Here is a 12,392-nt window from a genome sequence, read left to right on the forward strand (position 1 = left end):
CCTCATTTCAGTAGTTATAGTACCATAGCTGCTATCGTACCAAAAACCATAAGGGGAACATTATAAAATAAGAAATTCGGGATACATGTATCACGAATATGATCATGTTGTCCATCCATATTCAAACCGGCTGTCGGTCCAAGTGTAGAATCACTTGCTGGAGAACCTGAATCACCTAAAGCACTTGCTGTACCAATTAAAGCAATAAGAGCCATTGTGTCTAAACCAATTGATGCTCCAAAAGGTATAAATAATGAAGCAATAATAGGTATTGTTGCAAAAGAGGAACCAATACCTAATGTTACAATAAGTCCAATGAGGTACATGACGATAATACTAATCAATTTATGATCTCCAGTTAATCCTGTTAAACTCTTGACTAAGCTATCTATATCACCTGTTGCATTCATCACGCCAGCAAACCCGTTAGCTGTTAGTATCACTACACCAATATAAGCCATTAATTTGACTCCATCTACAAATTGTTCATCGAGTTCATACCAATGATAAGCTCTTGAAACAAAGAAAACAAGTACCCCAGCTAACGCACCAAAAATCATAGAATCTGTAAATGTCTGTACTAAAAACGTAGCTAGTATGGCAATGACAGTAACAATTAGCACATAAGGTTTGAGTTCCGAAATTGTTTCTCGATCATTTACATTACGTTGTTCATAAACGCGTGGCTTTCTATAAACAATAAATCCAAGTATGAGACCCACAACATATCCCATTGAAGGTATTAACATCGCCTTCCATATCATGTTCATCTCAATTGGATGGTTTGCTTTTTGAAAACCACTTTGAATGATTTGATGGAAAATTTGACCGAAACCATAAGGTAAGAGCACGTAAGGAAAACACAAACCAAATCCTATTACTAAAGCAATAAGTCTGCGATCAATTCTTAAATCGTTAAACAAACTCACAAGCGGAGGTATTACAATTGGAATAAAGGCAATATGTACAGGAATTAAGTTTTGACTCATGATACTCATTGTTAACAATGCAATGATAATAATTATTTTAACCTTAACTCGGGAAAGTCTACTATTCTCAGCATGAATACTTGCAATAATTTTACCGACAAGATAATCAGTTATACCACTATAGGAAATCAAAGCAGCAAAACCACCGAGTAACGCATAACTTAATGCGACTTCTGCGCCATCTACTATATTTTTTCCAAAAACATTAATTACTTTTTCTAAATTCATACCTGATATTAATCCACCGACAAGTGCACTAATAAATAAGCTAATGACCACATTTAATCGACATAAACAGAGTATGATCATTAATATGACTGCGATTACAACAGCATTTATCATTCCGCCTCACCCTTTATCACTCTATCGAACTAAAGTATTTATAAAATACATACTAGCAAGACATATATTTAATGTCAATGTTAAAAAAGACTCAACGATTATATACATTTAGTTATATTTAGTTGATTATTTTCAATAACTGAAATATAACACCTAAAAATGTAATAAGTTGAGTCTATATAACTTTATTTATATTTTTGTTGTAACCACTCTACAACTGTAGGTATCATGTAACCTGTCGGACCCTTTGGACCTTTATATGTAGCACTTTTAATTGTTGCAGGGCCTGCGATATCAAAGTGAATGTGTGGGATGTCACCACTAAAATGCGAAATAAATGCTGCTGCAAACAATGCTTTTCCTTGACCGTTCGTATGATTGACTAAATCTGCGACATCTGATTGTTTAATTAAATGTCTTTCAGTCTCTGTAATAGGTAATTCGAATACTTTTTCGTCTACATGACGTGCAACTGTTAATAAGTTTTTAAGTTCATTTTCAGCATGAGATTGGAAAGCAGCCGCCTTGTCATCACCTAAAGCTACAATCGCTGCACCCGTTAATGTAGCAAAATCAAGAATTAGTTGTGGTTTAAATTGTGTTGCATAGAATACTGCGTCACCTAAAACCATTCTACCTTCAGCATCACTATTCAACATTTCTACCGTTTCACCATTAAGCGCAGTAAATACATCATCTGGTTTCATCGAAGATTCACCAATCATATTTTCAGCTGAAGCGATCACTCCTACAATATTTACAGGTAGCTTTTGCTTAGAGATCGCATCAACCATACCAATAACATTGGCCGCACCGCACATATCATATTTCATAGTTTGCATACCTATCTTAGACTTAATACTATATCCACCGGAATCATATGTAATGCCCTTACCCACTAATGAAATAGGTGGTTCATCAGCTTCTGCACCATAATATGATAACGTAATTAATCTCGGACCATGATTAGAACCTTTACCTACTGCATGTATTAATCCAAATCCTTCATCTATAATTTGTCGGTGATCTTTGATATCTATACTAACGGAACTCCCTTCGAAATGCTTTTTTATTTCTTCGGCAAAATATTGGGGTGTTAAAATATTCGGAGGCATTTGACTTAGTTCACGAGCATAGTTTATAGATTCACCCAATTGTTGGCCTTCGTTAATCTTCGTTTCTATATTATGTTCTGTCGTTTGTATATAGACTCTACCTTGGTATGGAGGCTTTTTATCCGATTTATAATGGTCAAATTCAAAGATAGATTGTGCACTTTGTAAACCTAAAGTTTGACAAATTTCAATAATGTTACCATATTTAGATTTGAAAGTATCTAACAATAATTCACAATCCGTTACATGAACGTCTTTTAAATATTGAAACAACTGACCCCAAACTTTTAATAAACGTTGATATGATAAAATTTTTAAGTTTCCTAGTCCTACAGTTAATAATCTTTTGGGCTTTTCATCAATATAAATAAGCGTTGATGATATTTTGCCGATTGAGCTATTGATGACATGATATTGTTTTAATGTTTCTAATCGCTCTTTAATTAACGTCTTATGATATTTTATCTCACCTAATTGGTTGAGGTGATCTGGCACACCCACCACAATCGTTTCAATTGATGTTGGCGTATCTTGATTAATAAAAAATTGCATATAGATCCTCCGTTCCTCATTATGTATAACAATAATTATAAGTTATGAACACCACAATATTAAACAAAACCACTTTTTACTCTAACTCTAAATAAAAAGCATTTTTGTTTAATTAAGTGTGAAATTCTTCTTCATCATATTTTTTTGATAAAAAATAACCTGAGACAATCATTTTGTCCCAGGTATAATTAAAATATAAACAATCGATGACAAAATTAATTTGAGTTGTTTACATATTTTAACTCTAGTCATCTTTGCTAAGGGAGACAATAAATTATGTCTCGTACCTTTTTATTGTATTTTTAATGTCTATTACTTGATTAAAATTTCCCTTTTTTAAAGGCTAATCCTATGCCACCAAGTTTGTAAATCGCACGAGTATCAATAACTTTCTTCAAGAATGCTGCTTTTTTACCAGCGATATCTCTACCATATACAATTCCAACACCATCATTAGTACCTAATGAACATACAGTTCCACGGTTAACATATTGGAAATCTTGTGTTGATTCACCATTTAATAAACGTTTAATGTTGCTAGCAGTATGCTCACCTTGTTGCATAGCAATTTGAGCTGTTGTTGGTAATGGACGCTCTTCACCAGCTGGAATAAACGCTGAACAATCTCCTATAACGAAGATGTCATTATGACCTTCAATTGTTAAATCTTGTTTATTGATAATGCGTCCACGTTTAACACCTTCAAATGATTCTTCCATTAAATGACTTCCACGCACTCCAGCAGTCCATACAGAAGTTCCAGCTTCTAACTGTTGTTTTTCTCCATTGACTTCAACAACGAAACCTTTTTCATTACAAGCGACAATAGGTGTTGCAATTTTGAATTCTACTCCACGGTCTTCTAAATATTTTACTGCATAACTAACTAAGTCGTCTGAGAACATCGGTAACATTTTAGGTGCTGCTTCAACACATGTTAACTTCACTTTACTTTGATCAACACCATATTTACTGCATAATTCAGGAATTCTATCAGTTAATTCACCTAGAAATTCAATACCTGTAAATCCAGCTCCCCCAACTAAAATAGATAAATCTTTATCATCTTTTTCTTTAGAAGCAGCATAATTTGCGAACTTATCTTCAATGTGACGAGACAACTTACGAGAAGTTAAAACGTTCTCAATTTGGAAAGCATGTTCTTTCATACCATCAATGCCAAATGTTTCGCTAACAAAACCTAGTGCAACAACTAAGATATCAAAGTCATAAACACCCTTATCAGTTTCTACGCGTTTAGCATTACGATCAATTTTTGTTACCTCAGCAACAACAAAATTCACTTTATCTTTGTTGACAGTTTTCTCAACAGGATACAATAAATCTTCATAATTAATCGTACCGGCAGAAGCTTCATGCAACCAAGTTGATTCATAATGATATTCATTCTTATTAATTAAAGTAATTTCCGCTGCATCAGCAGAAAGTTCCTTTTGCAATTTAGTTACAGTTTGTAAACCAGCATAACCTGCACCTAATACGAGCACTTTCTTACGATCTTGAGCCATCTCTAATTCACCTAAGCTTTCATAATATTTTAACCAACCAACAATGTAGATAAAGGCTATAAACATATGACAAGCCAAATTGTCTCTTTCTTTATAGTCTTAGTCAACATTTAAAATTTTCAAGTCTTTTTTGGGTTTTGCTCTTCAGTTGTTCACATAAAAGACACTTTTAATCTAGTTTTAATTTTATAGCTTTTACCCTATATTTTCAAGCTACAATAGGGATAGTTTGTGAAAAGTTTAATTTAATTTCGGATGGCAATATGAAGTTAACATTGCTCTGGATTTCCAGCGACTTTAGCTGTTTTAAATGAACTTCCACAACCACATGAGGCAATAGCATTAGGATTGTCTATTTGAAATCCTCCACCCATAAGTGACTGTTTAAAATCAATTGTTGTTCCATTTAATACTGGAGCATCATTTTGGTCTACTAGAACTTTCAAACCATAATATTCGAGAATTTCATCATTTTCACCAGGTTCTGCTTCGGCTGACATACCATAGGTTAATCCTGTGCATCCTCCACCATTTACTTTAATTTTTAAATAACCATCAGACATGTCGTTATTTTTTAACATGTCTTTAACTTCAAATGCTGCCGCTTCAGTTAAAATGACTGTTGGCATATAAAAAACCTCCCATAATTTTTTAATCTCTATAGCAAATTCGTTATATCATTATCTTCGATATGTTGATATATGTTTTTTAATAAATCGTCTGGTGTGTTACCTTCAACAATATCACCATCTACAAGGGCATACAAGCTACTTGCGCATAGACCACAATTTTGTAGACAACCGTATTCAAGGACATCTATATTAGGATCATTTTCTAATTTTTCAAATACAACATCACTGCCTTTGGCCATATTTGAAATACAGAACTCCACTAATGGAAACATAAGTCACCTTCTTATCTTTATTAGTTTAAACATTATAACAAAGTATTCAATGTCCTGACTATCAGTCGGTATGACGATTTTAATTTTGTTTATCTTTTTAAATTTTATAATAATTAAATTGCATTCTACATTTGTTTGTAGTCAATTTGAAAAATAGATATAATAGTCATGCATACAAGTATTTTATTATAACTATCAGGGACTAGGAATCATCTTCATTTAGAGTATTCTAGTAATTTTTGAAAAGGGTTTCAATAAAACAATTTTAACAAAGGGGTATAAATCAATGAAAAACTTAGTATTACTAGGCGGGGGCTATGGTAATATGCGAATTATGTCGCGCATTTTACCTCATTCAATTCCTGAGGGATATCACTTAACTTTAATCGACCGCATGCCATTCCACGGTTTAAAACCAGAATTTTATGCACTTGCAGCAGGAACTAAATCTGACAAAGAGGTGCGAATCCAATTTCCAGATAGCAGTAAAATTAATACGGTTTATGGGGAAATCAATGATATAGATTTGGACGAACAAATGATAACAGTTGGAAATTCAAAAATAGATTATGACGAACTTATCATTGGTCTAGGGTGTGAGGATAAATATCATAATGTCCCTGGTGCTGAAGCATATACTCATAGCATTCAAACATTATCTAAATCGCGTGATACGTACCATAGAATTAGCGAATTACCTAAAGGGGCGCGTGTAGGTATCGTTGGGGCAGGTTTAAGTGGCATTGAATTAGCGAGCGAACTACGTGAAAGTCGATCAGACTTGGAAATTTTATTATATGATAGAGGGCCTCGAATTTTAAGGAATTTTCCTGAGAAACTAAGTAAATACATATCCAATTGGTTTTCTAAACACAATGTTACTGTAGTACCCAATTCAGTCATCGACAAAGTTGAACCTGGAAAAATTTATAATAATGGTAAACCAGAGAATATTGATTTAGTCGTTTGGACAGCAGGCATACAACCTGTTGAAATTGTGCGTAATCTTCCTATCGATATGAGTACCACTGGACGCGTGATTATTAATCAGTACCATCAAGTCCCAACCTATAGAAATGTCTATGTCGTAGGTGACTGTGCTAATTTACCACATGCACCCAGCGCTCAACTAGCAGAACTACAGGGTGAACAGATTGCTGAGGTGTTGAAGAAGCAATGGAATAACGAACCACTTCCAGATAAAATGCCTGAAATTAAAGTACAAGGCTTTTTAGGCTCTTTAGGTGACAAACAAGGTTTTGCTTATATCATGGATCGAACAGTTACCGGACGACTGGCTTCTATTTTAAAATCAGGTGTTCTGTGGCGCTATAAATATCATAATGGTTAATAAATAAAGAACCTAGGACACTTACATTTTCCTAGGTTCTTTATTATTAATCACAAACAATGACAGAATTGAAAAGTTATTCTTCTCAATAAAAGATGTAGCCCGAAAATGAAGAATTTCAACGGAAAATAACACAGACAATGTCAATTGAGGCACATGGTTAGTATGAGTATTGTCCCCCTTCTTTTAATCTTACGTGGTAAAATATGATTCAATAAAACGGGTTATTTGTTTATATTGTATGTAACCATCTGCTACATATTCATCATTCATCGTAACTAATGGGTAAAACAACTCATCTTCATTAATTCTTTCTATAAATTGCATATCATGATCAGTTAAATTTTCAGTATCATTTCGTATGTCAATATATGTAAATTCAAAATGATGTTGAGGAAACTTTCTTAAAAGTAATGCTTGAAGCCATTGATAAGTATCTATAGAAGTAGGTGCATTTACACAACTCGCACAAACGACTTCTGCTCCATATACGACAACACTAATTTTAGTCATTAAAATCCCCTATCTTGTTTTATAGATTTTTACTACTTTATCTATTATAATGTAATAATAATGATTATGAAATAATTGCTCTGAAAGGAGACATGTCACATGCCTACTGAGAATCCAACAATGTTTGATCAAGTAGCAGAAGTTATAGAACGTTTGCGTCCATTTTTACTACGAGATGGTGGCGATTGTACGCTTGTAGATGTTGAAGATGGTATAGTTAAACTACAATTACACGGCGCTTGCGGAACATGTCCTAGTTCTACAATAACCTTAAAAGCTGGCATCGAGCGTGCGCTTCATGAAGAAGTTCCAGGTGTAATAGAAGTAGAACAAGTATTCTAATATATCCCTATATATTTATAAACCTAGGACTCATAGTAACGTCCTAGGTTTTTTTAATTTGATAGAAATGAATAAATGAAATCATAGCGCACTAATATTAACCCTATGATGCTATATAAACAATAAAATGCTTAGGATACAAAATATTGTTCCTAAGCATTTTATATACTGGCTATCAAAGATAGAAATGAATAATACTTTACATCGAGGTGTTTCCCTTACAAATCTCGTTACACGGGATGAACAACGAATTCTGTACCTAGTTCACCTAATTTTATTTCGGTTAATAATATTATTTGTTGCCTTGATGTTGATCATCTTGACGACCTTTGTGATGTTTGTGTGGTGGTTTATTTTTAGAATAATCGACTTCATGATTTTTAGGTGCATGACCATCCATATGTCTTGCGATTTGCTGGTCGACATAAACCCAACCTTTCCATCCAATATGAACAGCATCACTAATTACGTACTTTTCATAGTCCTTGTTTGTCAAATCATAAATTTTTCCACCATTATCAACTACTGTTGAATGAATCTTTTTATATACAGCTTCACGTCTATCTTTTTTGATACCTATATGATCATACCATCTTCCATTTGAAGGTATACTAACATATTGTACATCAGCTCCAGCAGCATGTAGCGTTTGCACTAATAGTTTTAAATCTTGGAACTCAGGTGAGTTAATGTTGAACTCATAATCCCTTTTGATTTTACGCTTGTTTTGTTTTATCAATTTCCAATATGGATCTCTTATATCATATTTATTAGATTGAGTATTTGCTTTGCCTATATCGACAGCTTTATGTTTCATTTCATCCCATGAAGCATCTTCTCTTGTTGCCGGTTTTACTTCTGCTAAAGGTGGCTTAGTGAATGAGAATAATGATTTAATAGCTTCAATCTTAGTTAATTGATTTTCTTTAAATGAAGAAATGTAGTTTCCAGAGACATCATCAGGGCGTTTTGCTTGTTCTCTAAGGTATGACTTATTGTGTGCATGCGGAAACTGTAACAATCTTTGTGCATACCGTTTCTTCAAATTAGCTGGCATATCTTTTTGATTAAACATCTGATTGATTTGACTTTGTGACATACGAGCATCAAAGTTTTGATTTGTTAATCCATGATTCGTAAACCATTGTGGAGAAATAATAAATGTAAATTTCTTTCCTTTTAAATTGTCGTATTGCGCTGCAAGTTCAACTGCATTAATTAAATCTGTCGAACCTCCCGCACCAATAAGGAACGTTTCTTTACTAGCATTTTGTTTATTTAGCGCTATACCTGGATTAAAAGGATCATCCTTTTCCAGCTCACTGGAACCATAAATCGGGTAATACTTATTTGACTCGAATAATTTATTTTGAATGAGCGTGCCTTTTAAAACTTGATCAGTTAAAGAAATTCTATTATCAGCTAACGTCTTATTTGTCACAAGACCAGTAAACCAACTTGCTGGTAAAAATAAAAATATAATAAATATGACGCCGCTGATTATAATGGGTAAGAATGGTTTCAGTTTCATCGTAACTCTTCTAAAGCTTCTACAATTTTATTAGGAGTTGCCCACTCATCTCTATCAAAGTCCATAATTGACACTTCAATATCCAATTTATTTTGAATTTCTAAAAGTAAACCTACAGTTTGAAATGAATCAATAATACCTTCTTCAAAGATTTCTACATCTGGGTTTTCCTTCACAATGTTATTTTCAGCTACTTCTGCTAATAAATCTAATACTTGTTCTCTAAATTCCATAATTAATTACTCCTTTATTAAATAAATTTGCCTGAGAAAATTAAGAATCCGAAAGTTACAAAATGGAAGGTAATGATAATACTTATAGCTGTAGTGAAACCATTTTGCCAACGTGGTGGATGCTTTTTACGCCAACGCTCATAATAACCATAACCTATGAATAACGCTGCGTGGTATAATCCATATACAATGTAATATACTTCTAGACCATGCCATACTCCCATTATGAAAAAGTTTAAAAAGAACGCTACATTTGACATTGCAAATTGACTTTTTAATAACTTCTTACGTGACATGTAGAATAAAGATCTCATATAGATACAATCTCTAAACCAGAAAGATAAAGTCATATGCCATCTATTCCAGAAATCTTTAATATTTTTGGCTTTAAACGGTTGTTTAAAGTTAGGCGGCGTCTTAATACCATATAAATAACTCACTGCAATCGCGAATAAACTGTATCCTGCAAAATCAAAGAATAAATATAAGCTATAGGCGTACATATATAGCCACATATGAGTAAACCCATGTAGGTTAAGTTGTAAAGGATTAACAGCGTATGTCTGAATCAAATACGCAATAATATATTTATATAAGAACCCTAACATAATCATATGAATTGCTTTGATAACAAGCTCTCTGTACTCTGCACCACTAGGTACTTTCTTATCATCTTTCACATAACGTTTATATCTATCAATAGGTCCAGATGAAATGGTTGGGAAGAAAGAAATGAATTGTATCAATTTCCCTACTTTGATTTCTTTAATAGAACCATCACGAATCTCCATAATTAATTGAACACTTTTGAAAGTGACGTACGAGATACCTAAAAATCCTACAAATTCAATTAATTTACTTTCATGGAAGTGAATTTGATGTCCACCTAACCATGAACTCTGTAATATCTTAACAATTGCTAGAGGGAGAATAGACAATACCATAATTGTTACAAATTTTGTAAATGTATTCTTCCTTTGTCGTGATTGATAGTAGTACATAATGAGGGCAACCTGCCATATGACATAAATAATAAAACAAAAAAGTTGTGCACTTAGATATTTTTGCCCTAACAGATTATGTTTATCTGATGCAAATATAATGACAATCATGATTGCTGTACTTATACCATTGTAAATATAACTTCGCTTACCTAAGAATCCAAGTATTATCACAGGTATAAGAACGATAAATGCAATTAAGAAAAATGTAAATGTGCCATAAGGTATCATCCGTTTACAACCTCGGCAATTTTCTTACGATCTAATTTACCATTTAATGTGAGTGGTAGTCGTTCCATCCATTCGAACTTTCTAGGAATCATATATTCTGGTAAGCGTGATTTAAGTTCGTGTTTAATTTGAGTTGTCATTGCTAAATTATCTTCTACAGATTCAGTAGGTACTACTGCTCCTATTAAATGTACGACCTTTCCATTTTTATAAACCGGCACAACAACAGCCTCTCTTACATGTTTTGACTGGCGTAATTGTGTTTCAATTTCCTCTAGTTCCATACGATAACCATTTAGTTTAATTTGGAAATCAATACGTCCTTGAATAAACCACAATCCATCTTCAATTTTAGCTTTATCCCCAGTATGATATGTTCTGACACCGTCTTCAAAATTAAATACTGCGGCTGTCTTTTCTTCATTCTTTAAATAACCTAAACTGACGCTTTGCCCCTCAATGACAAGTTCTCCTTCTTCAGTAGCAAATAATCTTGTACCAGGTCTAGCCACACCAACTGGTAAAGGATTATATTGATTTAAAATTTCTTCTGTGATTTGTATACTTGTGACTGCAACAGTAGCTTCAGTTGGTCCATATGTGTTATAAATCATTGAATTCGGAAATCTTTCAACTAAGACTTTAGCTGTTTTATGCGGTAAAATTTCCCCACAGAAAAAGAATTGCTTTAAGCTATTATATTGTTGTTCATTTAAATTAGGTAATAATAAACACATTTCTATAAAAGAAGGCGTAGAAACCCAAACATTCATCGGTGTTTGAACTAACATTTCGTTCAATAGTTTAGGTTTTTTGATCATATCTTTATCAACAAGATTTAAAGTACCACCTGATGTTAAACAAGGATAGATTGCCATTACTGATAAATCAAACGAAAATGGCGCTTGATTTAACCATTCTTTACCAGTACCAGTTTCATTTAAAGATACCATCCATTCTGCGAATTCATTTAAACTTGCATATTCAATTTGTACACCTTTAGGTTCTCCCGTAGACCCTGAAGTAAAAATTGTATATACTACATCGTTTTGCTTCATTTGACTATCAAAGACAATTGGATATTGTGAATCCTGAATATCGCTAACCTTAAGCACTTGTGCATTTGTCTGTTCCAAAGTCTCATCTGAAGTATTGAAAATGATTTCCGGTTGTACTTTATCAATAATCATATTGACACGTTCTTTTGGAACAGAAGTATCGATAGGAACATAACCGCAACCGGATTTAATCGCTCCAATCATACCAACAATCATGTAAGGTGACATGTGACCATATAAAATCATTGGCTTTTTACTATCTTGTAATAGATGTGCTAACTTACTTGATTCTTCATCAAGTTGCTTATATGTTAGCTCATCATTTGTATGTCTAACCGCAACTGCTTCAGGTTGTTCCTGAACAAAGTGGTTTAGAATATTAATTAAGTCTGCCATAACTACTCTCCCTCATTAGAATTCATTATAAATGAAGTTGTTTTGTGTATCACCACTACCATAAATTAAATACAGCGCTATAAAAATAGCTAAATATAACAAAGTGATTAAGTAAGGCTTCATTTTATCAAAATATTTGTTAGAAGGCTCTTTTCCTTTCATTTTTAAATAGCACCTCTCAAACTCTAACTATTATTAATCGTAAATCTTCTCAATGTTCTTATATTAAATCATGTACTATGAACCTTAATCATTACTAATAGACATCAAGTAATACAATATACATTTTATAATTTAATTTTACA

At 33.0% G+C, this 12,392-nt stretch carries 13 protein-coding genes; 2 read left to right on the forward strand and 11 right to left on the reverse strand.

Translation table 11 applies throughout. From position 1 onward, the window contains the following. Nucleotides 1-14 precede the first annotated feature (14 nt). From ACVBFA_RS08105 to ACVBFA_RS08125, 5 genes are all read right to left on the reverse strand, one after another. Nucleotides 15-1,331 carry a Na+/H+ antiporter family protein gene (locus tag ACVBFA_RS08105; RefSeq protein ID WP_126122412.1) on the reverse strand — a complete coding sequence of 439 codons (1,317 nt, stop codon included), beginning with the start codon at nt 1,329-1,331 and terminating at the stop codon, nt 15-17. A gap of 185 nt (nt 1,332-1,516) precedes the next feature. Next, complete coding sequence (locus tag ACVBFA_RS08110; protein WP_126122411.1) at nt 1,517-2,998, reverse strand: M17 family metallopeptidase; 1,482 nt, start codon at nt 2,996-2,998, stop codon at nt 1,517-1,519. A 320-nt stretch (nt 2,999-3,318) separates the two neighbouring features. After that, the gene (locus ACVBFA_RS08115; protein WP_002457198.1) at nt 3,319-4,527 is read right to left on the reverse strand and encodes an NAD(P)/FAD-dependent oxidoreductase; all 1,209 of its coding nucleotides are present in this window, start codon (nt 4,525-4,527) and stop codon (nt 3,319-3,321) included. A gap of 269 nt (nt 4,528-4,796) precedes the next feature. Beyond that, on the reverse strand, nt 4,797-5,156 hold the full coding sequence (locus ACVBFA_RS08120) for a HesB/IscA family protein (RefSeq protein WP_002446034.1): 360 nt from the start codon (nt 5,154-5,156) through the stop codon (nt 4,797-4,799). A 29-nt stretch (nt 5,157-5,185) separates the two neighbouring features. After that, a complete protein-coding gene (locus tag ACVBFA_RS08125) occupies nt 5,186-5,431 on the reverse strand; it encodes a YuzB family protein (RefSeq protein ID WP_001831896.1) in 246 nt (81 codons plus the stop codon). Nucleotides 5,432-5,717: 286 nt separating this feature from the next. Between ACVBFA_RS08125 and ACVBFA_RS08130 the strand changes: the two genes are divergently transcribed. Continuing rightward, the gene (locus ACVBFA_RS08130; protein ID WP_002475034.1) at nt 5,718-6,782 is read left to right on the forward strand and encodes an NAD(P)/FAD-dependent oxidoreductase; all 1,065 of its coding nucleotides are present in this window, start codon (nt 5,718-5,720) and stop codon (nt 6,780-6,782) included. 192 nt (nt 6,783-6,974) lie between these two features. On the opposite strand, the gene ACVBFA_RS08135 is transcribed toward ACVBFA_RS08130, so the two are convergent. Then, complete coding sequence (locus tag ACVBFA_RS08135) at nt 6,975-7,295, reverse strand: YuzD family protein (RefSeq protein WP_002446032.1); 321 nt, start codon at nt 7,293-7,295, stop codon at nt 6,975-6,977. 99 nt (nt 7,296-7,394) lie between these two features. Between ACVBFA_RS08135 and ACVBFA_RS08140 the strand changes: the two genes are divergently transcribed. Beyond that, nucleotides 7,395-7,637 (forward strand): NifU family protein, encoded by a 243-nt coding sequence (locus ACVBFA_RS08140; protein ID WP_001831958.1) that lies wholly within the window; start codon nt 7,395-7,397, stop codon nt 7,635-7,637. A gap of 292 nt (nt 7,638-7,929) precedes the next feature. Here ACVBFA_RS08140 and dltD read toward each other — a convergent pair whose 3' ends face one another. Genes dltD through ACVBFA_RS08165 form a run of 5 tightly spaced genes read right to left on the reverse strand, consistent with a single transcriptional unit; the run spans nt 7,930 to nt 12,249 of the window. After that, nucleotides 7,930-9,168, reverse strand: a complete 1,239-nt coding sequence (gene dltD, locus ACVBFA_RS08145) for a D-alanyl-lipoteichoic acid biosynthesis protein DltD (protein ID WP_002475053.1) — start codon at nt 9,166-9,168, stop codon at nt 7,930-7,932. Further along, nucleotides 9,165-9,401: a D-alanine--poly(phosphoribitol) ligase subunit 2 gene (dltC, locus tag ACVBFA_RS08150; protein ID WP_001831996.1), complete on the reverse strand. Its 237-nt coding sequence runs from the start codon at nt 9,399-9,401 to the stop codon at nt 9,165-9,167. The genes dltD and dltC overlap by 4 nt, the downstream gene beginning before the upstream one ends. 17 nt (nt 9,402-9,418) lie before the next feature. Further along, entirely contained in the window at nt 9,419-10,633 is a 1,215-nt protein-coding gene (dltB, locus tag ACVBFA_RS08155; RefSeq protein WP_002475036.1) for a D-alanyl-lipoteichoic acid biosynthesis protein DltB, read from the reverse strand. After that, nucleotides 10,630-12,087, reverse strand: a complete 1,458-nt coding sequence (gene dltA / locus ACVBFA_RS08160; RefSeq protein ID WP_126122410.1) for a D-alanine--poly(phosphoribitol) ligase subunit DltA — start codon at nt 12,085-12,087, stop codon at nt 10,630-10,632. Before dltA ends, dltB begins: the two co-directional genes overlap by 4 nt. A 15-nt stretch (nt 12,088-12,102) precedes the next feature. Further along, nucleotides 12,103-12,249: a teichoic acid D-Ala incorporation-associated protein DltX gene (locus ACVBFA_RS08165; RefSeq protein ID WP_001831913.1), complete on the reverse strand. Its 147-nt coding sequence runs from the start codon at nt 12,247-12,249 to the stop codon at nt 12,103-12,105. Nucleotides 12,250-12,392 lie beyond the last annotated feature (143 nt).

The organism is Staphylococcus sp. MSU001, from assembly GCF_052976705.1.